This window comes from Methylomonas aurea (assembly GCF_024505045.1).
Taxonomy (GTDB): domain Bacteria; phylum Pseudomonadota; class Gammaproteobacteria; order Methylococcales; family Methylomonadaceae; genus Methylomonas; species Methylomonas aurea.
In genome coordinates, this window is sequence record NZ_JANIBM010000029.1 from 18406 (window position 1) to 43997 (window position 25592).

Annotated in this window: 25 protein-coding genes; 16 read left to right on the forward strand and 9 right to left on the reverse strand. The window is 57.1% G+C overall.

From position 1 onward, the window contains the following. Nucleotides 1–133 precede the first annotated feature (133 nt). The gene (locus NP603_RS16970) at nucleotides 134–1222 is read left to right on the forward strand and encodes a phosphatidylinositol-specific phospholipase C (RefSeq protein WP_140911429.1); all 1089 of its coding nucleotides are present in this window, start codon (nucleotides 134–136) and stop codon (nucleotides 1220–1222) included. A 156-nt stretch (nucleotides 1223–1378) separates the two neighbouring features. On the opposite strand, the gene NP603_RS16975 is transcribed toward NP603_RS16970, so the two are convergent. Next, complete coding sequence (locus NP603_RS16975; RefSeq protein ID WP_256612081.1) at nucleotides 1379–2446, reverse strand: lytic transglycosylase domain-containing protein; 1068 nt, start codon at nucleotides 2444–2446, stop codon at nucleotides 1379–1381. A 141-nt stretch (nucleotides 2447–2587) separates the two neighbouring features. Between NP603_RS16975 and NP603_RS16980 the strand changes: the two genes are divergently transcribed. The 12 genes from NP603_RS16980 to NP603_RS17035 all read left to right on the forward strand — a co-directional run bounded on the left by NP603_RS16980 (nucleotide 2588) and on the right by NP603_RS17035 (nucleotide 13395). Next, on the forward strand, nucleotides 2588–3574 hold the full coding sequence (locus tag NP603_RS16980; RefSeq protein WP_256612082.1) for a hydrolase: 987 nt from the start codon (nucleotides 2588–2590) through the stop codon (nucleotides 3572–3574). A gap of 86 nt (nucleotides 3575–3660) precedes the next feature. Continuing rightward, nucleotides 3661–4104: an arsenate-mycothiol transferase ArsC gene (locus NP603_RS16985; protein ID WP_256612083.1), complete on the forward strand. Its 444-nt coding sequence runs from the start codon at nucleotides 3661–3663 to the stop codon at nucleotides 4102–4104. A gap of 108 nt (nucleotides 4105–4212) precedes the next feature. Further along, entirely contained in the window at nucleotides 4213–5217 is a 1005-nt protein-coding gene (gene moaA / locus NP603_RS16990) for a GTP 3',8-cyclase MoaA (protein ID WP_256612085.1), read from the forward strand. A 14-nt stretch (nucleotides 5218–5231) separates the two neighbouring features. After that, complete coding sequence (locus NP603_RS16995) at nucleotides 5232–5591, forward strand: YajD family HNH nuclease (RefSeq protein ID WP_256612086.1); 360 nt, start codon at nucleotides 5232–5234, stop codon at nucleotides 5589–5591. Continuing rightward, a complete protein-coding gene (locus tag NP603_RS17000; RefSeq protein ID WP_256612087.1) occupies nucleotides 5591–6160 on the forward strand; it encodes a DNA-3-methyladenine glycosylase I in 570 nt (189 codons plus the stop codon). Before NP603_RS16995 ends, NP603_RS17000 begins: the two co-directional genes overlap by 1 nt. Nucleotides 6161–6164: 4 nt before the next feature. Further along, nucleotides 6165–6635 (forward strand): pyridoxamine 5'-phosphate oxidase family protein, encoded by a 471-nt coding sequence (locus NP603_RS17005; RefSeq protein WP_256612088.1) that lies wholly within the window; start codon nucleotides 6165–6167, stop codon nucleotides 6633–6635. 50 nt (nucleotides 6636–6685) lie between these two features. Next, nucleotides 6686–9958 carry an EAL domain-containing protein gene (locus NP603_RS17010; protein WP_256612089.1) on the forward strand — a complete coding sequence of 1091 codons (3273 nt, stop codon included), beginning with the start codon at nucleotides 6686–6688 and terminating at the stop codon, nucleotides 9956–9958. 95 nt (nucleotides 9959–10053) lie between these two features. Continuing rightward, complete coding sequence (locus NP603_RS17015; protein ID WP_256612090.1) at nucleotides 10054–11016, forward strand: ABC transporter substrate-binding protein; 963 nt, start codon at nucleotides 10054–10056, stop codon at nucleotides 11014–11016. Then, complete coding sequence (locus NP603_RS17020) at nucleotides 11016–11777, forward strand: ABC transporter permease (RefSeq protein WP_256612091.1); 762 nt, start codon at nucleotides 11016–11018, stop codon at nucleotides 11775–11777. The genes NP603_RS17015 and NP603_RS17020 overlap by 1 nt, the downstream gene beginning before the upstream one ends. After that, nucleotides 11774–12514, forward strand: a complete 741-nt coding sequence (locus NP603_RS17025; protein ID WP_256612092.1) for an ABC transporter ATP-binding protein — start codon at nucleotides 11774–11776, stop codon at nucleotides 12512–12514. The genes NP603_RS17020 and NP603_RS17025 overlap by 4 nt, the downstream gene beginning before the upstream one ends. Before the next feature lies 1 nt (nucleotide 12515). Further along, nucleotides 12516–13076, forward strand: a complete 561-nt coding sequence (locus NP603_RS17030) for an IMPACT family protein (protein ID WP_256612093.1) — start codon at nucleotides 12516–12518, stop codon at nucleotides 13074–13076. 157 nt (nucleotides 13077–13233) lie between these two features. After that, nucleotides 13234–13395 (forward strand): hypothetical protein, encoded by a 162-nt coding sequence (locus tag NP603_RS17035; protein WP_256612094.1) that lies wholly within the window; start codon nucleotides 13234–13236, stop codon nucleotides 13393–13395. An 89-nt stretch (nucleotides 13396–13484) separates the two neighbouring features. On the opposite strand, the gene djlA is transcribed toward NP603_RS17035, so the two are convergent. Next, nucleotides 13485–14288 carry a co-chaperone DjlA gene (gene djlA / locus NP603_RS17040; RefSeq protein WP_256612095.1) on the reverse strand — a complete coding sequence of 268 codons (804 nt, stop codon included), beginning with the start codon at nucleotides 14286–14288 and terminating at the stop codon, nucleotides 13485–13487. A gap of 69 nt (nucleotides 14289–14357) precedes the next feature. On the opposite strand from djlA, the gene NP603_RS17045 reads away from it, so the two are divergent. Further along, entirely contained in the window at nucleotides 14358–15251 is an 894-nt protein-coding gene (locus NP603_RS17045) for a phosphoribosylaminoimidazolesuccinocarboxamide synthase (protein WP_256612096.1), read from the forward strand. 52 nt (nucleotides 15252–15303) lie between these two features. On the opposite strand, the gene NP603_RS17050 is transcribed toward NP603_RS17045, so the two are convergent. From NP603_RS17050 to NP603_RS17080, 7 genes are all read right to left on the reverse strand, one after another. After that, on the reverse strand, nucleotides 15304–15630 hold the full coding sequence (locus tag NP603_RS17050; protein WP_256612097.1) for a P-II family nitrogen regulator: 327 nt from the start codon (nucleotides 15628–15630) through the stop codon (nucleotides 15304–15306). Nucleotides 15631–15639: 9 nt separating this feature from the next. Further along, a complete protein-coding gene (locus tag NP603_RS17055) occupies nucleotides 15640–18708 on the reverse strand; it encodes an efflux RND transporter permease subunit (RefSeq protein WP_256612098.1) in 3069 nt (1022 codons plus the stop codon). Nucleotides 18709–18723: 15 nt separating this feature from the next. Continuing rightward, nucleotides 18724–19902 carry an efflux RND transporter periplasmic adaptor subunit gene (locus NP603_RS17060; RefSeq protein ID WP_256612099.1) on the reverse strand — a complete coding sequence of 393 codons (1179 nt, stop codon included), beginning with the start codon at nucleotides 19900–19902 and terminating at the stop codon, nucleotides 18724–18726. A gap of 17 nt (nucleotides 19903–19919) precedes the next feature. After that, nucleotides 19920–21251, reverse strand: a complete 1332-nt coding sequence (locus NP603_RS17065; protein ID WP_256612100.1) for a TolC family protein — start codon at nucleotides 21249–21251, stop codon at nucleotides 19920–19922. Between the two features lie 721 nt (nucleotides 21252–21972). Next, complete coding sequence (locus tag NP603_RS17070; protein ID WP_256612101.1) at nucleotides 21973–22287, reverse strand: hypothetical protein; 315 nt, start codon at nucleotides 22285–22287, stop codon at nucleotides 21973–21975. Nucleotides 22288–22410: 123 nt separating this feature from the next. After that, nucleotides 22411–22551, reverse strand: coding sequence for a hypothetical protein (locus tag NP603_RS17075; protein WP_256612102.1), 141 nt, complete (start codon nucleotides 22549–22551; stop codon nucleotides 22411–22413). Between the two features lie 421 nt (nucleotides 22552–22972). Continuing rightward, nucleotides 22973–23824, reverse strand: coding sequence for a YicC/YloC family endoribonuclease (locus NP603_RS17080; protein ID WP_504137975.1), 852 nt, complete (start codon nucleotides 23822–23824; stop codon nucleotides 22973–22975). A gap of 55 nt (nucleotides 23825–23879) precedes the next feature. Here NP603_RS17080 and NP603_RS17085 point away from each other — a divergent pair, with 55 nt between their 5' ends. Together NP603_RS17085 and rph are read left to right on the forward strand one after the other, a co-directional pair. Next, nucleotides 23880–24779 carry a serine/threonine protein kinase gene (locus NP603_RS17085; protein ID WP_256612104.1) on the forward strand — a complete coding sequence of 300 codons (900 nt, stop codon included), beginning with the start codon at nucleotides 23880–23882 and terminating at the stop codon, nucleotides 24777–24779. 61 nt (nucleotides 24780–24840) lie between these two features. Next, the gene (gene rph / locus NP603_RS17090; protein ID WP_256612105.1) at nucleotides 24841–25590 is read left to right on the forward strand and encodes a ribonuclease PH; all 750 of its coding nucleotides are present in this window, start codon (nucleotides 24841–24843) and stop codon (nucleotides 25588–25590) included. The last annotated feature ends 2 nt before the right edge of the window (nucleotides 25591–25592 follow it).

The following is a 25592-nucleotide window of genomic DNA, read 5'->3' on the forward strand; positions in this document are numbered from 1 at the left end:
AAATTCTAAATAATCCTTTTTTATCAAACATATAAAAAATCCAACCCAATCCGGCACGGGCTTTGCGATTTAGTTAGCGACCGAAGCAATCGGCATTAACCCAACAAATTTCCGCCAAAAAGAGGACGCTACTATGAACATCAAATCCATTTTGACCGCCTGCACATTCGCCGCCGCGATCGCCTTCGACGCCGGTGCCGCCACCGCCATCGACCACGCCGCCTATTCCCACGACAGTTACAACGGCGCCGTCAATCCCAAATGGCTGACCGCGCTGCCGGATACGCTGAGATTGAGCCAATTGTCGCTACCAGGAACTCACGACTCGATGGCTTTGTACGGCGGCGACATTCCCCAAACCCAGTCCATGGACCTGGAAACCCAATTGAATGCCGGCATCCGGGTGCTGGACATCCGTTGCTGGCATATCGCCAACAATTTCCAAATCGCCCACGGCATCGTGTTGCAAAACGCGACCTTCAGCGACGTGTTGGATACCGTCGACGCCTTTCTGGCGGCGAATCCGGGCGAAACCGTGGTGATGCGGGTCAAGGAGGAAAATACCGGCAAGAACAATACCCGCAGCTTTGCCGACACCTTCAACGCCATCGCCAGTAAGTATCCCGGCCTGTTCTGGACACCGAACGGCACTAGTAATCCGACACTGGGTTCAGTCCGCGGCAAGGTGGTAATGCTGCAAAACTTCGCCGGCGTGTTACAGGGCATCTCGTATTCGTCGCTGGAAAACCAGGGCACGGTGCAGGACAACTACGAACTGAAAACCAACTGGGACTTGTACGGCAAATGGCAGCAGGTCAAAAGCCAAATCATGTCGGCATCAACCGGCGACAGCAATAAAATCTATCTGAATTACCTGAGCGGTGCGACCGGCGCCTTCCCGTATTTCGTCGCCAGCGGCCACAGTTCCCACGAGACCGGCGCGCCGCAATTGATGACCGGCCTGACCACGCTGACCAACCCGAATACCTATCCGGATTTCCCAAGGGTCAGTTGCCTGGGCAGCCTGTGCTCGATCGCCTTCCTGGGAACCAACCAGCTCAGCAGTAAATTCATCGCCGATCTGCGCCTGAATTACGCCACTTTGAACGAATTGTACAAACGCTTGAATCTGAACATCCGCCTGACCAAACGGGTGGGCATCATCATGGCCGACTTTCCCGGCATCAGCCTGATCAACAACGTGATTGCGATGAACAGGTAAACCGAATGCCAGTAGGTTAAGCCGTCATACCGGCAGGGATTGCCGGTATCCAGTCCACAGGGATGTGGCAGCCGGCATTCACTGCCGGGATGAGTGTTTTTCCAAACTGAACGGCATTGGTCCGAATCTCCGCCGGACCGCCCGCCAACCCGCCGTTCAAAGCCCCGGAATCCCCACCTGTTGGATATGCACGGCGTTATCGCCCTCCTCGTAGGCCAATAACTTGCCGTCGTGCCGCCACAACTTGAACGCCAAGGCATAGGACAACACCCGGATCGGGTAATCCCGCGGCAGCGTTTGCAGATAAGGCTGCATCGTCGCGAAATCGCTGGCGCCGTATTGCTGCATGATGAAACGCAAACCGCCGTTGCGCGGGCCGATGTTATATGCCAGCAAGCCCAGGAACAGATCATCGTTCATTTCTTCCAGGTAGTGCTTGAAAGTCGCCGCGGCGAGATAAGCGTTGTGGCGAGGGTCGGCAACCGAGGGCTCGGCCACGCCGAGTTCGCGGGCGGCTTCGCGGGTGATAAATTTGGGCACCGCGGTAATTTGAAACAAGCCCTTGCCGCCGTCGCGGCTGTCGCGCGGCATGAACGACGATTCGGTCGCGGCGATACCGTGCAGCAAATCCGCATCGACATCGAACGCCTTTGCCGCATCGGTAATCGCCGGATCGAACGACGCCGCCCGCGCCAGCATTTTTTGCAGGCCGCCGCTGTCGTGCCGGCGATACGCGGCATAAACTTGATGCGCCAGCGTCACCCGCTCGGCCTCCTGCTTGCCGCCGACCAGGGTCCGGAAATGGGTGAATACCGGCGTGTAACCGTCGTGCAGCACGAACCAAACCCAGCTAAGCGCCAACGCGACTGCCGTCGCGGCCGGCAAATAGCGCAAACGCTCGCTGAGCCAGCGCCGCGCCTGCCACCAGACAATCAACAATAATGCCGCGGCCAACACCAGCAGCACGACGCCGCCGGCGAAGGGCAATAGATTGGAAAAAAAACCGGGGCCGGACAACCAGCTGGCCGAATAGCCCAGCAGAAACATGGTCGCCAACACCGCGGCGACGGCCAGTGCCGCAATTTCCAGACTGAGCAGCCAGCCGTTCCATTCCGCCCGAACCGGCGGTTTGCGTTTGGCTTTACGCGGCGGTTTGGCGCGGCCGGCACGGGCCGGTGGGCGCGGCTTTGCCTGAGCTTTTTTTATCGGTACAGGCCGGGACATCGAACCATCGGAAATTCAGCGAAAGAAATAGGGGGAGCGGATTTAGCCGACGAAACCGCACCGGCTGGCATTTGTCGCGAGCGACGGTATATTTTGCGGCAGGTACTCATACTCGGCTCAACTATAAAGCAGGCGCCAACCATGCACAACGCTTTCCGCCCAGCCTGGTGGCTGAACGGCCCCCATCTGCAAACCATTTATCCGGCCTTGCTGCGGCGGACCGCGCCACCGGCAGCCATTCGCCGCGAACGGCTGGAAACGCCGGACGGCGATTTTCTGGATATCGACTGGTGCGAAGACGAGACCAAACCGCTGGTGATTTTGCTGCATGGCCTGGCCGGCAGCAGCCGCTCGGGTTATATCGCCGGTTTGCAACACAGCTTGCCAAGCCATGGCTTTGCCAGCGTGGCCCTTAATTTTCGCGGTTGCAGCGGCGAAATGAACCGCTTGGCCCGCTGCTACCACTCCGGCGAAACCGAGGATATCGGCTTTTTGCACCGGGAACTGCGCCGGCGTTTTCCGCGCCGGCCGCTGGCGGCGATCGGCTTTTCGCTGGGCGGCAACGTATTGCTGAAGTGGTTGGGCGAGCAAGGCACCGATGCCGACCTATTCGCCGCCGCCGCAGTATCGGTACCGCTGGTGCTGAGTGAATGCGCCGACAAATTGGACCGGGGTTTTTCCAGAATCTACCGCGACTACCTGTTGCGGGAATTGAAGCAATACATGCGGATCAAGCAACGCCATCTGTTGGTTATCGGCCGCGACGACCAGGCCGAACGGATCCGCCAACTCGGCGATCTGCAGCCGATTCGCTCGTTCTGGCAATACGATGATCGGGTAGTGGCGCGGCTGCACGGTTTCGCCGACGCCGCCGACTATTATCGCCGCAGCAGCTCGCGCCAGTTTTTGCCGCTGATCCGGGTGCCGACCTTGTTGTTGCAAGCCAAAGACGATCCGTTCATGACCGAACGCGTGCTGCCGAGTCCGGCGGAACTGTCGGCCGCAGTGCATTTGGAAATCAGCAACGGCGGCGGCCATGTCGGCTTCGTCGGCGGCTCGGGGTTCCGCCCCGCTTACTGGCTGGAAGCGAAAATCGGCGGATTTTTACAGGCGCAGTTGCCGGCCTGATTGGGCAGACTTGAAAACGGCCCGGCGGCGTTGTCTAATGCCGGACACTGTTAAACGTTGACCCACGGGCATGGGCAAGCCTTCGCATGCATGATCAAGTCTTGTTTCTTTGTACCGGCAATTACTACCGCAGCCGTTTCGCCGAGTACCTTTTTAACCACCACGCGCCGGCTTACAGCTTGCCTTGGCGCGCCGATTCGCGCGGTTTGGCGATCGAATTGCTGGAACGCGACGCCGGGCCGATATCGCCGCACACCCTGCGCGGCTTGGCTTTGCGCCGGATTCCGGTCGAACCGGTAAGGCCGCCGCTCGCGGTCAGCGAACCGGATTTGCAGCGCGCCCGCCTGATCGTGGCGTTGAAACGCAGCGAGCACCTGCCGATGCTGCTGCAACGATTTCCGGATTGGGTCGAGCGCGTCGAATACTGGCAAGTCGACGACATCGGCGACAGCCATCCGGATCAAGCCCTGCCGCAAATCGAAATCGCGGTACTCGGGTTGTTGCAACGCCTGGCCGACGCCGGCCGCTAACCACCGAATCCGGAACTCCTCAGGAAACGCGCAATCTGAGCGTGAGCCGTTCTTACACCGGGCGGCAGCGTGTTACTATTTATTTCCTTTCGTTTTCATTGTTCTGTAATGGCACCGAATAAACCGTTGCAACTGATAGACCGCTTCGGCCGAGTGGTCAATTATCTGCGGGTCTCGATCACCGACCGCTGCGATTTCCGTTGCGTCTACTGCATGGCCGAAGATATGGAATTCCTGCCGCGCAGCCAAATCCTCAGCCTGGAGGAAATTCGCACGATCTGCCAAGCCTTTGTCGAACTCGGCGTGACAAAGATTCGGGTCACCGGTGGCGAACCCCTGGTACGCAAGGGCGCGCTCGGTCTGCTGCGCGAAATCGGCGGCATGCCCGGCTTGAGAGAACTGGTACTGACCAGCAACGGCTCGCAGCTGGTCGAAATGGCGGCGGACTTGCGCGCCGCCGGCGTCAAACGCCTGAACATCAGCCTGGATACCCTGCACCCGGAAAAATTCCGCGAACTGACCCGCACCGGCAATTTACAACGGGTGTTGGACGGGCTCGCCGCCGCCCGCGCCGCCGGTTTCGAGCGCATCAAACTGAATGCGGTGATCATGAAACACCGCAACCATGACGAAGTCGTCGATCTGGTGCAGTTTGCGCTGGACCATGGCTTGGACATCAGCTTCATCGAAGAAATGCCGCTCGGCGTGGTAGACCGCCACCACCGCGGCGAGAGTTTTTATACCAGCGACGAAATCCGCCGCGACTTGAGCAGCCGTTTCAGCTTACAAGCGATCGCCGACAACACTGGCGGTCCGTCGGCTTACTACCGCGTCGACGGCAGCGCCAGCCGGGTCGGTTTTATCTCGCCGCACAGCGCCAATTTCTGCGGCAGCTGCAACCGGGTCAGGCTGACAGCGGAAGGCCGCTTGCTGCTGTGTCTGGGTAACGAGCACTCGGTGGATCTGAAACGCGTGGTCAGGGAGCAGCCGGGCGATATGGCCGCGCTGAAACAAGCCATCGTCGCGGCCATGCAGATCAAGCCCGAGAAACACGAATTCAACATTCACGAACAGCCGGTGATTTTGCGGCACATGAACGCGACCGGCGGTTGATAACGGAGGAAACCATGTCGGATAACAGAGCCTACCATATCGTTGCCGAAGCCCGGCGCTACAAAGAAGAACGGGAAAAAGGCTACCGGGAGCAGGCCTTGAAATTGTATCCGTGGATCTGCGGGCGCTGCGCCAGGGAATTCGACCATAAGAATCTGCGCGAACTGACGGTACATCACATCAACCACGACCACGACCACAACCCGCCCGACGGCAGCAATTGGGAGCTGCTGTGCCTTTACTGCCACGATAACGAACACCAGCGCTACGAAGAACAGGTGCGCTACGGCGGCAAAAGCAGCACGGACGGCAAATCGCCAACGGCGACTTTTAATCCGTTCGCCGATCTGAAAAAAATGATGAACAAAGACTGATGGCGGCCAAATGCGCTTGGGCGCTGGCCAGCGCCAACGAGGAACTCTACCACGACAGCGAATGGGGAGAACCGCTCCACGACGACCGCCGGCTGTTCGAATTTCTGGTGCTGGAAGGCGCCCAGGCCGGCTTGAGCTGGCGCACGATATTGAACAAACGGCCGGCCTACCGTAGCGCTTTCGACGGTTTCGACCCGCAAGCCGTCGCCGAATACGGGTCTACCAAACTCGAACAGCTATTGGTAAATCCCGGCATCGTCAGAAACCGCTTGAAAATCCAGTCCGCCGTCGCTAACGCCAGGGCATTTCTGGCGGTTCAACAGCAGTTCGGCAGCTTCGACAGTTACATTTGGGGCTTTGTCGGCGGCCGTACCATCCAGAACCGCTGGCAAACCCATGCCGAGATACCCGCCTATTCGGCGGAATCCGAACGCATGAGCAAGGATCTGCAAAAACGCGGTTTCAAGTTCGTCGGCCGCACCATCTGTTACGCCTACATGCAGGCGGTGGGCATGGTCAACGACCATACCGTCGATTGCTTCCGCCACGCGGAATTGGCCCGGCCGTAAAGCAATGCAGGCCGCCGCTCCGGAAGCAGACTGCCTCAGCCTGATCGCGGCAAGCGACGGCGCGGCTATCGCCAGTTGTACGGTCGACGGCGATGCCGAAGCCAGCTATGCTCCGGTATTGCAGCAGGACGGCTTGTTTTACGTTTACGTCAGCGGTCTGGCCAAGCATACCGGCAACTTATTGCGCAGCCGCCAAGGTTCGCTACTGTTTTTGGGCGACGCAGCCGGCAATCCGTTTGCCAGGCCCAGAGCCAGCGTAAGTTGCACTGTCGCCGAAATCGGGCGAGACGATCCGCGTTATGTCGAATTACTCGATGGGCTAGAACACCGGTTCGGCAAGGTCATCGGCCTGCTACGCAACTTGCCGGACTTCCGCTTGTTGGCATTGACGCCGATTCGCTACCACTATATCGCCGGCTTCGGCCAGGCCTACAGTTTTACCGCCAATCCCAACGAACCGGCCCCATCCGACTAAACTTATCCGGACCAGCACGCTCGACCGATCCAGGAGTCCGCTTAACCGCCATGCCAGTTTTTTTCAAACCGCTAATAAGCAACAGTTTTTTCGCACTGGCGTATTTCATCGGCGGCTTCTTGGGCCACATGCTGAGCATGCCGCCCAGCCAGGCCAGTGCCATCTGGCCGCCGGCAGGCATCGCCCTGGCCGGCATGCTGCACTCGGGACGGAAAGTGTTGCCCGGCCTGGCGGTCGGTGCGATTGCCGTGCAGATTTACGCGTTTTCCGGACTCGGCGCCGGCCAAACGCCAACCCTGGGGTATTGGATGGGTACCGCAGCAGGTATCGCAGCTTGCGGACAAGCCTGGCTCGGCGCATTTTTAATCAACCGCTGGATAGGCCCGCACAATCCGTTGCTGGAAGACCGCCACATCGTCCATTTTTTCGTATTGGCCATCGCCAGTTGCCTGCTGGCGCCGACACTGGGCTCCAGCCTGCTTTATTTGCTCGGTTGCATCGAATTCAGCGACATCGGCCTGAATTGGAGCACTTGGTGGGTCGGCGATTCGATCGGTGCGGTAATTTTCGCGCCGATGTTGCTCGCGTTCATAGCCGCCCCTCGCCACATATGGCGACAACGCCAACAATTCGTGGTGTATCCTCTGGCTGCGACCTTGATCCTGGTGGTCGTCGCCGTGGTGTACAGTAGCAATCTGGAAAACCGCCGTATCCGCGAACTGTTCGAAAGCCAAACCAGTTTATTGCACCAAAGCATTCAGCAACATTTCGACAACGACGTATTGAACAACCAATTGCTGAAAGCGCTGTTCGACAGTTCCGATAGCGTCGACCGTAACGAATTCCGTCTGTTCGCCCACACCATTTTCAGCCAACATCCGGAATTGGAGGTTCTGGAGTGGCTACCCAAGGTCAGACAAAGCCAACGCGCCGAGTTTGAGGAGCGGGAACAGATTCGCATCGTCGATCGCGAGGTCGAGGGCGCCGTTAAAACGGCAGCCGAGCGCGACTACTATCTGCCGGTGACTTATTGGTTCGGCAACGAACAAAACCTGGGGCTGGACGCGTTGAGCCGCCCCGAACTTCGCGAAGCGATCGAGAAAGCCATCGCCTCCGGCAAAACCAGCGCCACCAGCGGACTGGCGTTCGCCGACGGGCAATTCGGCTTTGCCGTGTTTTCGCCGATCTACAGCAGCGGCAAACCCCTCAACTCGCTACAACAACGCCAGGAACATTTGCGCGGTCTGGTCGCCAATGTATTTCGGCTGAGTAGCGAAGTCGCGGAAATAGTCTCTCGCCTCGAGGCAAATCAGTTGGCGTTGAGCATATACGACGCAGACCGGTTGTTGTACGGCGAATCGACCGTTGACGCCGCCGCCACGCCGTTTGCGGAACTGCATCAGCAGTTGAAATTAAAGGTAGCGGACCGGCTCTGGGCGATCCATTACCGGCCCTCGGCCCAGTTTTACGCCGAGCAGCGCTCCTGGACGGTGTGGTGGCTGCTCTCGGGCAGTTTTCTGTTATGCGGCCTGACCAGCTTCGGTTTGATGTTGATGACCGGCCGTACCGCCCGCATCGAAGATTTGGTCGCGCTGAAAACCCGGGATTTGCTGCGTAGCAACCAGGCCTTGAACAGCGAAATCGAGCGTCGCAAACAACAGGAAAACGAGTTGCGCATTGCCGCCGCCACCTTTCAGTCGCACGAAGCGATCATGGTGACCGACACCAAGGGCATAGTGCTCAGAGTCAACGACGCCTTTAGCCGAATCACCGGCTACAGCGCCGCAGAAGTGGTTGGCCGCCGGCCGGATCTGTTATCCAAAGTCCGTCAGGCTCCCGGCTTGCTGTACGGCCTGTTCCGCGCCTTGCTACGCAAAAACCAGTGGCGCGGCGAAATCTGGAACCGGCGCAAAAACGGCGACGTGTTTCCGGAATGGCTGACCGTGACCGGCGTTCGCGACGAAAGCGGCAAGCTATTGAATTACGTGGCGATTTTTTCCGATATCAGCGAGCAAAAAGCGGCGGAACGCGAAATCCACGAGCTGGCGTTTTACGACCCGCTGACCGGACTGCCTAACCGGCGCCTGCTGCTGGACCGCTTAAAACAGGAAATCGCCGCCGCCAAACGCCAGCACTGTTACGGCGCGCTGTTCTTCCTGGACCTGGACCACTTCAAAACCTTGAACGATTCCCGCGGCCATCAGGTCGGCGACGAGCTGCTGACCCAGGTCGCCCAGCGCCTGCGCGCCATCATCCGCGAAGAAGACACGGCCTGCCGCCTGGGCGGCGACGAGTTTATCGTCATGGTGCCGGGACGTTACCGCGAAATGGCCCAAGCCACCCACCACGCCGTAATGCTGGCCGAGAAAATCCTGCACACCATCAATCAGCCATTCAACGTGCAAGGCAGCGAGCACCATTTTTCCACCAGTATCGGCGTTACCCTATTTCCGGAAGCGGCCGAACAGCCGGAAGCGGTGATCCAGCAAGCCGACACGGCGATGTACCGCGCCAAGGAAAGCGGCCGCAACGGCATCAGTTTCTACCGACCGTCGATGCAGGAAACCGCAGACCGGCGGTTGACGCTGGAAAAGGAAATCCGGCAAGCCTTGAAAGAGCAGCAATTCGTGTTGCATTACCAGCCCCAGGTCGACGATAGCGGCCGCGTGGTCAGCGCCGAGGCCCTGATTCGTTGGCAGCATCCGCAGCGCGGCATGATTTCCCCGGCCGAATTCATCCCGATCGCCGAAGACACCCGCCTGATTTTGCCGCTCGGCGAATGGGTGATCCGCGAAACCTGCCGCCAGATCGGGGTTTGGGACCGGGAAAACCGGGCCATCGGCCATGTCGCGGTCAACGTCAGTTCCCGCCAGTTCCGCCAACCGGACTTCGTCGAACAGATCGAGCGGATACTGGCCGATGCGAGCCTGTCGGCCGATCGCCTGGTGATCGAATTGACCGAAGGTTCCGTTATCAGCAACATCGACGACACGGTCAGAAAAATGCGCGATTTGCAAACCTTGGGCGTCAAAACCTCGATCGACGATTTCGGCATCGGCTACTCGTCGCTGTCCTACTTGAAAACGCTGCCGATCAGCCAACTCAAAATCGACCAAAGCTTCGTCAAGGACTTGCCGGAAGACCAGAACGACGCCGTAATCGTCGAGACCATCATCAACATGGCGAAAAGCCTGCGCTTGCACGTGATTGCCGAAGGCGTGGAAACCGAGGAACAAGTCCGGTTCCTGCGGGAAAAAGGCTGCTTGTCCTACCAGGGCTATCACATCGGCCGTCCGGTTCCGGCCGCCGATTTCCGCAATTGACTGCTGAGTCGGGAATCCGCGCGGAGAAAGCTTATTGCAATCGTTGCGGCTGCGTTAAAATCGCGAGTTCGACCATTCAGCCAGGGACAATAAAGATGAACTTGAAAATCTGCCTGTTTACCTCGGCGGCTCTGTTTGCCGCCATCGGCGACGCCGCCGAGAAAACTGCGATCAGAGTGGGTGCGATGGCCTCCGGCACGCTAAACTGGGAACTGGCGGCGATGCGTAACCAAGGCTTGCTGGATAAGGCCGGCCTCGCCGTCGAAAACGTCGCCATCGCCAACCAGCAAGCCGGTAAAGTTGCGCTGCAAGCCGGCGCGGTCGACTTGATCGTCTCCGATTGGATCTGGACCTCGAGCATGCGCGGCGAAGGCGTCAAGTTGAGCTTTTACCCGTTCTCCGATACCTCCGGCGCCTTGCTGGTCGCAAACGATAGCCCAATCAAAACGCTGGCCGACCTGAAAGGCAAGAAATTGGGCATTGCCGGTGGCGAGCTGGATAAAAACTGGCTGTTGCTGCAAGCGTTGGGCCGGCAACAGCAAATAGACCTGAATGCCGGCGTCGAAAAAATCTACGGCGCACCGCCCTTGCTCAGCCAGCAATTGCTGGATAAGCGCGTCGATGCATTATTGACCTATTGGCAATTCGCCGTCCGCCTGGAAGCCCGGGGTTACCGCACCCTGCTCAGCGGCGAGGACATCGTCCGCCAATTGGGTATAGTCGAGACTGTGCCCAGCATCGGCTATGTTTTCAAACAGGATTGGGCCGATCAGCATAAAGCCGCACTGAAGCAATTCTTCGATTTGAGCCGGGTGGCCCGCGACAGCTTGTGCAGCAACGATGCCGAATGGGCGAAAATCCTGCCGCTGACCGAAGCCGGCAGCCCCGCAGAGCAAGACAGGCTCCGCGCCGGTTATTGCAAGGGCCGCATCGAGCAATGGACCCCGGCCCAACAAACCGCGGCCGAAAAAATTCACCAGATGCTGCACCAGGTCGACAGCAAGCTGACCGGCGCTTCCGACCATATACAACCCGGCACGTTCTGGTCCGCCGATTGATGGCCTGCGGTTATACCCGGCAGCGTAGCGGCGTCGTTACGTTGTTATCGTTATTGCTGTTGCTGGGCATCTGGCAAGCGGCAGCCATGCTGCTCGACGATCCCAGCCTGCCGCTGCCGGCAAAGGTGGCCGGAGTGTTCTGGCGGGCAACCGCTTCCGGCGAACTACCGCATCATTTGGCCTCCACCCTTTACCGGTTGGCTGTCAGTTTTTCGATTGCGATGCTGCTCGGTTGCGCGATCGGACTGTTGTTAGGCAAAAACAAAAGCCTGGACGCGTTCTTCGACAATTGGTTGGTGATTTTTCTGAACATCCCGGCTTTGGTCACGATCATCCTGTGTTACATCTGGTTCGGTCTGGACGAATCGGCAGCAATTCTGGCTGTCGTGGTCAATAAGTTGCCGAACGTAATCGTCACGATTCGCGAGGGCGCGCGGGCGCTGGACAAGGATTTGCTGGAAATGGCGCAGAGTTACCGTTTCAGCCGCAAAAAAACGCTGCTGCACGTGATTTGGCCGCAACTGCACCCGTTCGTGATGGCCGCCACCCGCTCCGGCCTCGCCTTGATTTGGAAGATCGTTTTACTGGTGGAATTGCTGGGCCGCAGCGACGGCATGGGTTACCAATTGCATTTGTTCTTCCAGTTGTTCGACGTTGCCAGCCTATTAGCTTATACCTTTGCTTTCGTCGCGGTGATTCAGGCCATCGAATGGCTGGTGTTGCGACCGCTGGATCGGGCGGCGCTAAGGTGGCGGCGATGAACGCTATCAGCATCAGCATTCAAGACAAAACCTACCGCGACGGCCATGGCGGAAGTCAGCACAGGACGATCGCCGACTTGCAGTTCGAGGTCGAACCCAACGAATTCGTCTGTTTGCTGGGCCCGTCGGGCTGCGGCAAAACTACACTGCTGAACATGGTGGCCGGCCTGGACAGTCACTACCAAGGCCAAATTCGGATTGGCGGCCAAGCCGCCGTCGCTAAAATCGGTTACGTATTCCAGAGTCCGCGGCTGCTGCCGTGGCGGACCGTTCGCCAAAACATCGAGTTGGTATTCGCCGGCCCGCCGCCGGCTGCAGTGATCGACGAACTACTGGCCGGCATGCAGCTCGATGCGGTGCAACACAGCTATCCCGAGCGCTTGTCGCTGGGCATGCAGCGCCGGGTGGCGATTATCCGCGCCTTTGCCGTGAATCCCGATATCCTGCTGATGGACGAGCCCTTCGTGTCGCTGGACGCGCCTAGTGCCCGCCAGGTCCGCACGCAGCTCTATGCGTTGTGGCAACAACGGCCGCATACGGTATTGTTCGTCAGTCACGATTTGCGCGAGGCAATCGCGCTGGCCGACCGCCTGATCTTCTTGTCGCCGCCGCCGATGCGTATCGTCAGCGACATTACCGTTGATATACCGCGCGACGGCCGCCACGACGAAGCCCAAATCGAAGCCTTTCGCGAATATTTGTTGAGCCAGCATCCGGCTATCAACGGACTGTTGTAACGTGAAAATCGTGGTCGCGGCCTGCCAGGTCGAAGAAATCGTCAAGAAATCCCGCTTCATCGGCATCATCAGTCCCTGCCGCTCCGAAGCCGAAGCGCTGGCAGTGTTAACCGATCTGCACCGGCGTTATCCGGATGCCAGCCATATCGTTTACGCCTACCGGATTCAGTCGGCCGACGGTCTGGTCTGCCGCTTTCACGATGCCGGCGAACCCAGCGGCACCGCCGGCAAACCGATATTTCAACATTTGGAAGGGAAGCAACTGATCAATCTGGTGGTCGCCGTCGTGCGTTATTTCGGCGGCGTCAAACTCGGTGCCGGCGGCTTGACTCGGGCTTACGGCAATGTCGCCAAAGCGGTGATCGAAGCGGCGGACATTGTCGACTACATCGAATTTGCCGAAGTCAACCTGACCTTGGACTACAACCAATTGCAGCCGCTGGAATATCAGCTGAAAAAATTGGACGGCTGCATCCTGTCGCAGGATTTCAGCGACAACGTGCGCCTGACGGTGAAATTACCCAAGCACAATCTGGCTTCACTCAGCGCTTTTCTGCCATAAAACCGGGCTGTATCAAGCCAGTATGACAGCTTTATGACAGAATTGTTTCCCATTGAGAAACAAGATGTACACATTCATCAGTATTGTAAATAAAAGCGATAGCTCATATAGTAGAACCGTCTTCATTGAATTGACTGTCATCAGTCAGGGAGAAAACATGAGCAAATCTAACAATCTTTATCGAGACATACTCACTGGTCTGTTTTTTACCACCGGCGTGTTTGGTTTCATGTCGGGTGAGTTCATTATCTCCACCATGCTGTTCGGAGCCGCCACCATTTCCAGCAATCTGGACTTTAACGGCTCGTTCCGCGCTTAACCTGTTTGTTGTACCTCCTCACGCGATCAAGCAGTAGCTCTGTTTAGCTTGGCCCGTCCACCTGTCAACAGGTGAGGCGGGCATTTTTTTTAAAAGCCCCGGTTTTCTTTGATCGTCTCGTAAGCTTTTCTGATCTGCTGGGTTTTCTGTTTGGCCAGCGCCATCATTTCTTCCGGCAAACCTTTAGCCACCAACTTATCCGGATGATGCTGGCTCATCAGCCGGCGGTAAGCTTTTTTGACTTCGGCGTCGCTGGCTGCCGACACCACCCCCAGCGCGGCATAAGCATCCGCCAATTGCGGCGCGGCCGGATCCGAGGTTGATGACCTGCCGCTCTGCTGGCGAAAACGCTGCTGCGCGGCAACCTGGCCCTTGATCAGCCGATATTCGAATTCCGACAAGCCGAGCTGCCGGCAAATATCCGCCAGCAAGGCTTCCTCGCTGGCATCGAACACACCATCTGCAAAAGCCGCCTGCAATTGGATTTCGACGAACATCCGCAACAAATGCGTACGCCGGTGGCACTCGTTGCGAAATTGCTGCAGCACCTCCGCCAATGGGAAGCCGGCTTGCTTGCCCTGGCGAAATAAGTGGATCGCCGCGTCGCGCAATTCCGGAGTCAGTTCCATATTGTCCATGACCCGGTTAGCCAAGCCGATTTCCTCGCTCGACACCCGGCCATCGACCTTCGCCAGATGTCCCATTACGGCAAAGGTTGCAGTAAAAAACGCGGTCTGTACCCGATGTTGCTCACCCGGATGCAAAGTCTGATCCGCCATGCCTTGCATCCCGGTATCGAACTGGTGTCCGACCGCGGCGCCGAAAATGGCGCCCAGCGGCCCACCCATCAAGAGGCCGAAAGCGCCGCCAACTAATTTGCCCAACCAACTCATGCGTTAACTATCCCTCTTTCGATTGATGATAAAATTTCGAACACTATCCACTGACTATCCGCCCCCGATATGAACGTCCCCGCCGCACTATACGAATCCTCTCTGCCACATCTGAAACTGCTCGGCCGCGGCAAAGTCCGCGACATGTACGAAATCGACGACAGCCATCTGCTGATCGTCACCACCGACCGGATGTCGGCGTTCGACGTGATCATGCCCGATCCGATTCCGGGCAAAGGCCGGGTATTGACCAGTGTCTCCAACTTCTGGTTCGAAAAAATGCGCGACATCATTCCGAACCACTTGAGCGACGACTTAACGCTGGCCGACGTGATTCCCGATCCGGAGCTCAGAGCCCAGGTCGAAGGCCGTGCCATCGTCGTCAAACGCCTGAAACCGTTGCCGGTGGAAGCCATCGTCCGCGGTTACCTGATCGGTTCAGGCTGGAAGGACTACCAGCGTTGCGGCGCGGTCTGCGGCATCGAACTGCCGGCAGGCCTGCAACAGGCGCAGCAACTGCCGCAACCGATCTATACGCCGTCCAGCAAAGCCGAAGTCGGCGTGCACGACGAGAACATCAGCTTTGCCGACACCGTGGCGTTGATGGGAGAGGAAATCGCCGGCAAAGTTCGCGACGCCAGCTTGCAACTGTATACCACCGCTGCCGAATACGCCCGCCAGCGCGGCATCATCATCGCCGATACCAAGTTCGAATTCGGCCTGGACGCCGCCGGCACGCTGTTCCTGATCGACGAAGCACTGACTCCGGACTCGTCGCGCTTCTGGCCGGTCGAACAATACCAAGTCGGCATCAGTCCGCCCAGCTTCGACAAGCAGTATTTGCGCGACTACCTGGAAACCTTGGATTGGAACAAAACCGCTCCCGGCCCAAAATTGCCGGAAGATGTCAGCCGGAAGTGCGCCGAGAAATACCGCGAAGCGGAATTGAAGCTGCTGGGCTGAGCTCTGCCGAATTTATCTGCATTCGCCTTTGTCGGGCTGACGGCGAAACCGCTCAGCCCAGATCCGCATCCCGTTCGCCGGTACTGATCCGGCCGCCCGCCACCGCCTCGACGATGTAAACCTTGCCATCGCCGTGGTGGCCGCTACGCGCCACCTTCATGACGGTCTGAAAAATGGTCTCCACCAGATGCTCCGGGGCGAAGATTTCGATCCGCTTTTTGGCCAGAAACGGTTTGTAGTCTTGCACGTGTTCGGTGCGTTCGCGGCCGAAACCTTCGCAATCCATGATCGACATCCCCGGAAAATCCGGAATTTCCATCAAGGCCATCGTCAATTGGTTGAGTTTATGCGGCTGAATATAAGCGCGGATTTCTTTCATGGCCATCCTTTAAAGCTCGTCGGCTTCGGCAAAGTAACGGTATAGCGCCGGCAGCAGGGTCAAGGTTAGCAAGGTCGCGCTAATCAGGCCACCGATAATGACCACGGCAAACGGTTTGGCGGTCTCGGAGCCGACGCTGGTGGATAATGCCGCCGGGAACAAACCCAGCATCGCCATCAACGCCGTCATCACCACCGGCCTGAGCCGGCTGACCGAGCCGTTGACGATCGCGTCGTGCAAGGATTGGCCCTCGCGGCGCAGTTTGTTCAACTGCGACACCAGAATCACGCCGTTCTGCACGGCAATCCCGAACAAGGCGATGAAACCCACCGCGGCGGAGACGCTGAGATTGATGCCGGTTGCCAGCAGGATCAACAGGCCGCCGATCAACGCAAACGGCACGTTCATCACGATTAAAAGCGCATTTTTAACCGACATGAAAGTCCAGAACAACAACACGAAGATCAAACCCAGACTGATCGGCACGATAATCGCCAAGCGCTTCATCGCCCGCTGCTGGTTCTCGAACTGGCCGCTCCAGACGATGCGGTAACCGGGCGGCAACGCCACTTGCGCCGCTACCTTGGCTTGGGCTTCGGCGACGAAGCTGCCCTGGTCGCGGTCGATCAAATTGCATTTGATCGCGATCCGGCGCATGTTTTCTTCGCGGCTGATACGGGATGCGCCTTGGTTGACCTTGATCGTCGCCAATTCGGACAACGGAATCAATTGCCCCGCCGGAGTTTGCACGGTCAGGCTTTCCAGGCCGGATATCGAATCGCGGGCGTTTTCGGCATAACGCAGCGCAATATCGAAGCGGCGTTCGCCCTCCAGAAACTGGGATGCCGCTTTGCCGCCCATGCCGATTTCCAATACCTGTTCCACATCGGCAACGTTGATGCCGTAGCGGGAGATCTTGGCCCGGTCGATGTCGACGATGACCTGGGCCAAACCGGCTTGCTGTTCGGCGGCGACATCGCTGGCACCGCGAATGCCGGCCAGGATATGGGTAATCTGGTCTGCTTTATCCTGCAAGGTTTGCAGATCGCTACCGAATACTTTGATTGCGATCTCGCCTTTAACCCCGGATATGGCTTCTTCGACGTTATCCTGAATCACTTGGGAAAAGTTGGTCTGAATCCCCGGAAAAATCGATAAGGCCTTATCCATGGCCTGCACCAGCTCGTCTTTTTTGGCGTAACGCCAGGTTTCCTTCGGATTCAGGTCTATCAACACCTCCAGGTTGTTGAAGCCTTTAGGGTCGGTGCCGTCTTCGGGGCGGCCCAGTTGGGTCAGGATGGTTTTGGCTTCGGCGAAGGTTTCCAAGCGGTCGCGAACCTTGCGCTCGATATCTTTGGCGGTGGTCAACGATACCGGCGTCGGCAGCGTGATGGTCAGCCAGATATTGCCCTCGTCGAGTTTGGGCATGAACTCGGTACCGATCAAGCGTACCGACAGCACGCTCAATGCCAAGGTGCCGACCGCCGCGAAAAACACCAATCGAGCATGTTTCAACACCCATTCCAGAATGTTGCGGTAATGGTGCTCCATCGCATGTACCAGCGGATTATGGCGTTCGGCCAGCTTAGGCCCGAGTAAATAGGTCAGCATCGACGGGATAAAGGTCAGGCTGAACAGCATCGAAGCTACCAAGGCGAAGCTCAGCGTATAAGCCATCGGCGAGAAAATTTTGGCCTCGACCCGCTGGAAGGTAAAAATCGGCAGAAAGGCGATGATGATGATGATTTTGGAGAACAAAATCGGCCGGCCCATTTCGGTCGCGGTATTCAACAAGGATTGCCGCAAAACGCGGATGTCGGCGTTGCGCTGCATATCCAACGTTACCTGCACCATGACGGCTTCCACCAGCACCACGGTGCTGTCGACGATGATGCCGAAATCGATCGCGCCGAGCGAAATCAGGTTGGCTGAAATGCCGCCCAAATCGACCAAAATGAAGGCAAACAGCAACGACAACGGGATGATCAGCGTGACCAGAAACGCGGCCATGAAACGCTGCAAAAACACCAGCAGAATGATCAAAATCAATACCGCACCTTCGACCATATTGTGTTCTACGGTATGCACGGTGTGTCCGACCAATTCGGTACGGTCGTAAATCGGCGTAATTTTTACGCCCGGCGGCAAACCGAACGCATTCAATTCTTCGATTTTCTGCTTGACGCCGTCGAGCACGCTGACCGCGTCGCGGCCTTTGATCAGCAGCACGATGCCTTCGACGATATCGTCGCGCTGGTTTAGCGAGACGATCCCGGTACGAGGTTGCGGGCCGACGCGAATGTCGGCAACGTCTTTGACCCGGATCGGTACACCGTCGTTACTGGCGACGACGATTTCGCCGATCTCGTCGGCCGATTTCAACAGGCCAACACCTCTGACCACCAAGGCTTCGTCGCCGTCCTTGATATAACCGCCGCCGGTGTTGGTATTGTTAGCGGCAATCGCAGCATAAACCTGATTCAGATCCAGCCGGTAGTTTTTCAGACTATCCGGCCGAACCACGACTTTGTATTCCTTGACGCCGCCGCCGTAAGACACCACGTCCGCTACCCCTTGCACGGTACGCAGGCGCGGCTCGATTACCCAATCCTGCAAGGCCCGTTGTTCGGTCAACGGCAGGTGTTTGGCGTCGATTACGTAACGGTAAATCTCGCCGACGCCGGTCGACAGCGGCCCGATTTGGGGTTTAACGTCGCCGGGTAGGTCGGCGCCGCGCAAACGTTCCAGGACTTGCTGGCGGGAGAAATAGTCTTCGGCGCTGTCGTCGAAGGTTAGCGTTACCACCGACAAACCGAAAATCGAGACCGAGCGCATATTCAGCAAATGCGGCAAACCGTTCATCTCGCGCTCGATCGGTAACGAAATGATCTTTTCCACTTCCTCCGGCGCTTGGCCGGGAAATTGCGTCACCACCTGCACGAACACGTTTTGCACGTCTGGAAACGCCTGTACCGGCAGATTCTCGAAGGCAACGATGCCGGAGACGGCGATAGCCAACGTGGCACCGATTACCATCAGGCGCTGCTGCAAACAAAAAGCGATAACGCGGGCAATCATCTCGGCGATCCTGGGCTAAGGGTTGGCATCGTTAACGTCTTCCTCGGCGCGCAACACCAAGGCTCCCTCGGTAACCAACTGCTCTCCGGCTTGCAAGCCCTCGGTAACCACCGCGCGCTCCTTCAGCCGCAAGCCCATTTTTACCGGCCGCTGCCGATAATGGTTTTCGTCGACGGCGACAAACACGTAGTCGGAGTCATCTTCGGTGAATACCGCGGTCAACGGCACGACGATCGCCTGGGCATCCGGCGGGCTTTCGACATCGATGGTCGCGTACATGCCGGGCAGCAAGCGGCCGTCCGGATTCGGTAACGCGCAGCGCACTTGTACGCTACGGGTGGTTTCGTTAAGGACCTGGCCGACGTACTCTACCGTCGCCGGAAAGGCTTCGCCCGGATATGCGGGCACCGAGATTTTTAGTTGCTGGCCCGGTTTGATCTTGGCCAGATTGACTTCGAACACGTCCATGACCACGGTCAGCCGTTGAATATCGGAAACGACGAACAGCGGCTTATCCAAACCCGGACCGACCTCCTGCCCCGGATTGACGTTTCGTTCCACCACTACGCCGTTAATAGGGGAACGCAAAGCAAAGCGGGAATTGTTTTGGCCCGACGTCAGTTGCAGATTTTTCAAGCGGTTTTGCGCGCGCTGCACTTCGCTGCGGGCCTCGCTCAGGCCGTCCTCGGCCTGTTCCAGGTCTTTGCGCGAGACGACGTTACCTTGATACAGCTCATGCTGGCGCCGGAATGCTCGATCGGCCAAGGTCAGTTGCGCTTGCGCCTTGGCGTAGTCGGCCTGGGCGTCGGCAACCTCCGGGCTATGCAATTCCAGCAGCACCGTTCCGGATTGCACTTGACTGCCCAGCGACAATGGATTGGTCAGCACTCGGCCGGTTACCGGAGAACTGATCCGGGAAGTCACACTGTCGTTATAGGCGATTTTGCCGGCCAACGGTTCAAGCAATGGCGGCCGCGTCAGGGTCAACCTGCTGGTTTTGACGTAGGCTTTTTTCGGCGAATCGGGGGTCAGGTAAACTTCGCCGGGTAGCGCATGCATAACCGGCTGGGGCTGATTTTTATCGGCGGAGTCGGAACAGGCATTCAGCACTAACAATGCCAACAACCCGAATCGGGTACAGCACCGGCATAAACGGAAAATCGCTTGCTTATTCATGAAGGAGGGTGTGAGCATGGGAAGTTACCGGCCAGTTATTGCGGGCCAACGCTTGCGGCAGCATTATCGCCGCTGGGTTCGATGCCCAATGCTTTGCTCAATCCGTAATAGGCCTTGGTACGGTTGATCATGGCCGCGTAATAATCGCGCATCACGTTTTTGTAGCTGCGTTGCGCTTCGATAAAATCCAGCACGCCGGTCGCGCCTTTTCTGAAGGCCAATTCCGCGCTGTCGCGCACGTTACGGGCGTCGTCCAGCAAGCCACTGTCGAACCGTTTTACGATTTTATCGGCGCTGTTCCAGGCCGCCAGCGCGCCGACCACATCGTTGCAGATACCGAGTTCGGTTTGTTCGACCGCCAATTGCGACTGGTTCAGACTGACGGTAGCCTTATCCGCTTCGCCCTGGTATTGGTAAAACAACGGCAGCGGCACGCTGAAACCGACGAAAGCCGAATTTAACGCATTGTTACTCGGATCGCGGGCATAGCCGGCGTTGACCGTGACATCCGGGTATTTCAAGCGCCGCGCCAGCTCCAGTTCCTTATTCGCCTGTTCGGCGCGCTGTTTGTCGGCTTGCAGGTCGGGACGTTGTTGCAAGGCCCGGTCGATCAATTCGTTCTTGTCGCGGGTTTGGCCTATATCGGCCAACGCCGGCCAGGCATCCTTCGCCTCGATACGCAAACTCTGTTCGGGCCAGCGCAGCAGCACTGCCAGCGCCGCTTGCGCCTGCTCCACAGCGGCTTGGGCACTATCCAGATCGGACTGGGCGCGCAAACCTTCCATCTTCACCCGCAAATAATCGGCCTCGGCTATATCGCCGCTTTTCAGGCGCAAGTCATTGGCCTGGCTTATCTGTTGGTAATGGTTGGCAATTTCCTGCGCCAGCCACCGGTTCTTTTGCGCCTGCAACAAGTCGAAGTACGCATCGCGCACCATATTGCTGAAGATGCGCACGGCATCGCGCAAATCGCTTTCGGCCGCCTGCGCGGCAAAACCGCTGCTCTGCATCCGCAATCCGCGTTTACCGGCAACTTCGATTAATTGGCTGAAGGAAAAATATTCGGCCGGTCCGCACGATACGCTGGGGCTATGGTTGCAGCCGGTGGCATTGGAACCCATGTTGGGATTGTTACTGATTTCGGAGACTTGGACGCCGAATACCGGATTCGGAATCGCCCCGGCCACTACTTGTTCGGCGCGAGCCTGATCGATGTTGTATTGCGCGGCAATCAGGTCCAAATTACGCTGGTAAAACAGGGCGACGACCTCGTCGACCGACAATTGCGCTTCCTGGGCATAAGCCGAACCGAACCCAAACCAGATGGAGCAGGCGACCGCAAAAAAACGGGTGTAGTAAACTTTCATCGGCAGTGAGCGCCTTTCGATTAAACAGTCTTAACGCTAGTAAGCAACGTTTGAGCCACAAAAATTGATCTGCCGCTACTCGTCTCTGAGCGCGTACAAAACCGGGAAATTGTAGCAAATTAATATCGATGCGATACCAATTTGCATCTAACCCGGCAGCCCCGCATCTGTTCATCAGCTAATTCCGGTTGGCGACCGGTTCAAATCAACCGAATAGGACCGGTTGAAAATAACGCGCGAAATTTCTCGCGAAGAGTTAGGACAACAAAAAAGCCGGCGCTAGGCCGGCTTCCAGGTATAGTGTGATGGAGCGCTTCGTTAGCCACTCGCGACAGCGGCATGCTGTTGGTCATGGGAAGCGCTGCTGATTCTGTAGCCTCGCGATTTCAATTCCTTCGCCAACCCCGGGCTCATCTTTTCCGGGCTTATATGCGAAATGACTTTACCGAATTTTTTGATGTTATAGCGCATAGCAATCATCTCCAACCTCCAGCGATATCCAGTAGCCCTTTGCCTAAACCGAACGTTTTCGAACGCCGTTACGACAGGTTACCAGGCGCAAAATTCCCAGCATTTCGCCAATTTGCAAATTTTTATCGGCAATCTTTCGGAACTAGCTCCCGGAGCTCGGCTTTCCGCATCCCGTGAACGATTTGACGACAGGCACAAAAAAGCCGCTGATCAAAGCGGCTTTTCGATATTCCGGTTCGGAAACCTATCCCTACTCGGCTTCGGCCGGTTCTGCGGAGGTAGATTCGGCAGCAGTAACTTCCTCGGCAGTTTCAGGCTTCACCGCATCGCATTTGCCCTCGAGCAAATCGTAAGAGCCGGCCCAACAGCGGGCCGCGATGTAATACTTGGCATAATCGATAAGGGCAACCCCGGCACAGTCCTCGTATTTGATTTCGGGAGCCGCACTGGCATCCTTGTCGTCGAAAGACCGTAAAACCTTGCAATAGTTGACTTGCCTGGCCTGCACCGTGACGGAAACCAAACCGAGCAGTAGCACTCCGCAAATTTTGTTGACCGAACTCATTTTAACCATCCCCGAAAATAGAAATTGTTGCCCAGAAACCAGCAGCGTGACTAATTTCGGCTGATTCGTCAACCTGGAGCGGTTGCCGTCGGATCAAAGCAACGCGGGCCGGCAACCTCAGGGTCAATGAGTCTCCGAGCTGTGCCAAGCCTCGGCCATCAAATCCACAAATTCTTTACCAACCACGCGAAGCAATTGCAACGCCGCGATAACCACCAAAGCACCGATGACTAAACCGGACAACATGACGACGACCATCTTCATATCCACCCCCGAAATTGACAGCAAAATTGACTAGGGACGGCGAGTATTCACATAAAACCGACAAAAAGCAACTGGATTAAAGTCTACTTAAGGCATTGATTATTAAAGAATTAACCATGTCAACCACTTACAGTAAAATATTAATGTAAATTCGTGCGTTTGCAGCAAATCCATGACGTCGCCGTCAATTGATCAGGCCCTGGATGAAAAGGTGTGTCTGGATTTGGATGCCTATTCATTCGCTCATAATGGCTTTCCATAAGTAGGCACCAGTAAAGGTAAAGGTTTTTGCATTCTGATGCTCTCACTACTGCCCATCGATTCTACGTTTGGTGTTGACCGAGAAGTTTACGGACACAAAAAAGCCCAGATTTACTGGGCTTCGTTGGCTTGGCGAGATTGGCCGGGACGGCCTGAAACATCATTCAATATTCTGAATCTGCTCGCGCATCTGCTCGATCAGAACTTTCAAATCGATCGAAATCTGGGTCATTTCCCGATCGGCGGATTTGGAACCGAGGGTATTAGCTTCACGATTCATTTCCTGCATCAAGAAATCCAGACGGCGGCCGGTGGGTTCGGGCTGCTTTAACGCGCGTTGCACTTCCAGGACATGGGTTTCCAAACGATCGAGCTCTTCCGCCACGTCGAACTTTTGCGCCAACAGTACCAACTCCTGTTCCAGACGGTCGAAATTGGGTTCGGCCACCATTTCCTGCACCCGCGCCGTCAATTTATTGCGCAAGTTGTTTAACACCTCCGGCATCCGCTTGTGCGCAGCTTCTACCAAAAGCATGACCTTCTGGCAGCGATCCTCCAGCAATTGCGCCAGTTGCGCCCCCTCGCGGGCGCGGGTTTCCAGCATTTTGTCCAGCGTCTCATCCAGCAGTCGGACGATCTTGTCGCGCAATGCCTCTTTATCGATCTCCTGCTCTTGCTGCACGCCGGGGAAGGCCAGGACGTCGAGCGCGGAAAAGGGTTGCGGATTGCTCATTTCGGCTTCGATAGCGGCGGTCGCCGCCAACAGCCGCTGCACGATTTCCAGGTTGACGTTGAAGCTCGCCTCGCAGGCCTGCTTCTTGTAACTCAACGAACATTCGATTTTGCCGCGTTTCAGTTTTTCCGAGATCAAGCGGCGGACATCGGCTTCGGCAAAACGCAAACGCTCGGGCAACTTGACGCTGACGTCGCTGTAGCGATGGTTGACGGAGCGCAATTCGCACAAGATAGCCAGGTTGTCGGCGCTCATTTCGCCGTCCGCGAACGCGGTCATGCTTCTAATCATTTTTCACCTATAATCTTCACGCTTTACCCGTGCAGCTTTACCCATGGCCGAATACTACGATCCGGAAACCTACCCGAAACAATGGAACTACCTGCAATCGGGAACCATTATAGATCAGTACATGATCGAGCGGGAATTGGCGCACGGCGGCTTCAGTTCGGTCTACCTGGCCCGGCAAATGTCCGACCAGACCCAAGTGGCGATCAAGGAGTACTTGCCGCGCAAGCTGGCGCACCGCACCTGGAATAACTTGGTGGCGCCGAACAACGAAGAGGCAAAAACCTTATTCATGCGCGGCCGGGCGCTGTTTTTCGAGGAAGCCAAAGTCCTGGCGATGCTGAAACACCATAACATCGTCGACGTAATCAACTTCTTCCAGGCCAACGATACCGTATATATGGTCATGACCTACGACTACGGCATCACGCTGGACAAAATCCTGCACCGCAAAATCCTGCCCATCACCGAAGAGTTTCTGCTGACGGTATTTCGGTTGTTGCTGAACGGCATCGACGCCGTCCATCAAAAAGGTCTGGTGCATCTGGATATCAAGCCCGCCAACATTCTGATCCGCGCGGAAAACGACCCGTTGCTGCTGGATTTCGGCGCAATCCGTAAAATCTCGATGGACCCGCAGCGCAACCGGGCCAAAGTGCTAACCAACGGTTATTCACCGATCGAGCAATACGACAACAACGGCAATCTCGGCCCCTGGTCGGACATTTACGCCGTCGGCGCCAGCATGCGTGCCTGCCTGGATTTCAAAATCCCGATACCGTCGCCGGAGCGGATCAAACAGGATAATCTGCCCCCGGCGGTCAAGGCCCACAAGCGCCGGTTTCCGGAATACCTGTTAAAAGCCATCGACTGGGCCATGGCGATTTTCCCGGAAAACCGGCCGCAAAGCGTAGCCGAATTGCAGCAGGCGCTGAGTCCCCAATAGTTAAAAATCGGCTCGGCAAAGCCAGTATAATGCCGCAACTTTTGATACTGCCGAGAACAATATGAGACCAAGCGGACGCAATCCGGACCAATTACGCGAAATTCGTTTTACCTGCCATTACACCAAACACGCCGAAGGCTCGGTGTTGGTGGAATTCGGCGACACCCGGGTCTTGTGCACCGCCAGCGTCGACAACAGCGTCCCCCGATTTTTGAAAGGTAAAGGCGAGGGTTGGGTCACAGCCGAATACGGCATGCTGCCGCGCTCGACCCACAGCCGGATGGACCGCGAAGCCGGCCGCGGCAAACAAGGCGGCAGAACCTTGGAAATCCAACGCCTGATCGGCCGCTCCTTACGCGCCGCAATCGACTTGAAGGCACTCGGCGAGAATACCATCACCATCGATTGCGATGTGATTCAAGCCGACGGCGGCACTCGCACCGCATCGATCACCGGCGGTTTCGTCGCCCTGTCGATTGCGATCGAACACCTGTTGAAAACCAACAAGATCAAGAAAAACCCGCTGCACGGCCAAGTGGCGTCGGTGTCGGTCGGCATTTACAACGGCGTGCCGGTGTTGGACCTCGACTATGCCGAAGACCACCAGGCCGAAACCGATATGAACGTGGTCATGAACGAAGCCGGCCACTTCATCGAAGTCCAGGGTACGGCCGAGGGCCATGCTTTCAGAAAGGACGAACTGAATGCGATGCTGGAACTGGCCGAACACGGCATCAAACAACTGCTGGAAAAACAGCAGGCGGCGCTGGAAGACGCGAAGAAACCCGCGCCGAAACCGATCGCGTTCTAAGC

What these genes read in the sequence shown, in the direction of transcription:
- NP603_RS17035 (WP_256612094.1), top strand. Translation starts at nt 13,234, where the DNA reads ATGAGCAAATCTAACAATCTTTATCGAGACATACTCACTGGTCTGTTT.
- moaA (WP_256612085.1), top strand. Translation starts at nt 4,213, where the DNA reads ATGGCACCGAATAAACCGTTGCAACTGATAGACCGCTTCGGCCGAGTG.
- NP603_RS17025 (WP_256612092.1), top strand. Translation starts at nt 11,774, where the DNA reads ATGAACGCTATCAGCATCAGCATTCAAGACAAAACCTACCGCGACGGC.
- NP603_RS17045 (WP_256612096.1), top strand. Translation starts at nt 14,358, where the DNA reads ATGAACGTCCCCGCCGCACTATACGAATCCTCTCTGCCACATCTGAAA.
- NP603_RS17065 (WP_256612100.1), bottom strand. Translation starts at nt 21,251, where the DNA reads ATGAAAGTTTACTACACCCGTTTTTTTGCGGTCGCCTGCTCCATCTGG.
- NP603_RS17010 (WP_256612089.1), top strand. Translation starts at nt 6,686, where the DNA reads ATGCCAGTTTTTTTCAAACCGCTAATAAGCAACAGTTTTTTCGCACTG.
- rph (WP_256612105.1), top strand. Translation starts at nt 24,841, where the DNA reads ATGAGACCAAGCGGACGCAATCCGGACCAATTACGCGAAATTCGTTTT.
- NP603_RS17080 (WP_504137975.1), bottom strand. Translation starts at nt 23,824, where the DNA reads ATGACCGCGTTCGCGGACGGCGAAATGAGCGCCGACAACCTGGCTATC.
- NP603_RS17075 (WP_256612102.1), bottom strand. Translation starts at nt 22,551, where the DNA reads ATGAAGATGGTCGTCGTCATGTTGTCCGGTTTAGTCATCGGTGCTTTG.
- NP603_RS17055 (WP_256612098.1), bottom strand. Translation starts at nt 18,708, where the DNA reads ATGATTGCCCGCGTTATCGCTTTTTGTTTGCAGCAGCGCCTGATGGTA.
- NP603_RS17005 (WP_256612088.1), top strand. Translation starts at nt 6,165, where the DNA reads ATGCAGGCCGCCGCTCCGGAAGCAGACTGCCTCAGCCTGATCGCGGCA.
- NP603_RS17060 (WP_256612099.1), bottom strand. Translation starts at nt 19,902, where the DNA reads ATGCTCACACCCTCCTTCATGAATAAGCAAGCGATTTTCCGTTTATGC.
- NP603_RS17050 (WP_256612097.1), bottom strand. Translation starts at nt 15,630, where the DNA reads ATGAAAGAAATCCGCGCTTATATTCAGCCGCATAAACTCAACCAATTG.
- NP603_RS17085 (WP_256612104.1), top strand. Translation starts at nt 23,880, where the DNA reads ATGGCCGAATACTACGATCCGGAAACCTACCCGAAACAATGGAACTAC.
- NP603_RS16985 (WP_256612083.1), top strand. Translation starts at nt 3,661, where the DNA reads ATGCATGATCAAGTCTTGTTTCTTTGTACCGGCAATTACTACCGCAGC.
- NP603_RS17000 (WP_256612087.1), top strand. Translation starts at nt 5,591, where the DNA reads ATGGCGGCCAAATGCGCTTGGGCGCTGGCCAGCGCCAACGAGGAACTC.
- NP603_RS17020 (WP_256612091.1), top strand. Translation starts at nt 11,016, where the DNA reads ATGGCCTGCGGTTATACCCGGCAGCGTAGCGGCGTCGTTACGTTGTTA.
- djlA (WP_256612095.1), bottom strand. Translation starts at nt 14,288, where the DNA reads ATGAGTTGGTTGGGCAAATTAGTTGGCGGCGCTTTCGGCCTCTTGATG.
- NP603_RS16980 (WP_256612082.1), top strand. Translation starts at nt 2,588, where the DNA reads ATGCACAACGCTTTCCGCCCAGCCTGGTGGCTGAACGGCCCCCATCTG.
- NP603_RS16995 (WP_256612086.1), top strand. Translation starts at nt 5,232, where the DNA reads ATGTCGGATAACAGAGCCTACCATATCGTTGCCGAAGCCCGGCGCTAC.
- NP603_RS16970 (WP_140911429.1), top strand. Translation starts at nt 134, where the DNA reads ATGAACATCAAATCCATTTTGACCGCCTGCACATTCGCCGCCGCGATC.
- NP603_RS17015 (WP_256612090.1), top strand. Translation starts at nt 10,054, where the DNA reads ATGAACTTGAAAATCTGCCTGTTTACCTCGGCGGCTCTGTTTGCCGCC.
- NP603_RS16975 (WP_256612081.1), bottom strand. Translation starts at nt 2,446, where the DNA reads ATGTCCCGGCCTGTACCGATAAAAAAAGCTCAGGCAAAGCCGCGCCCA.
- NP603_RS17070 (WP_256612101.1), bottom strand. Translation starts at nt 22,287, where the DNA reads ATGAGTTCGGTCAACAAAATTTGCGGAGTGCTACTGCTCGGTTTGGTT.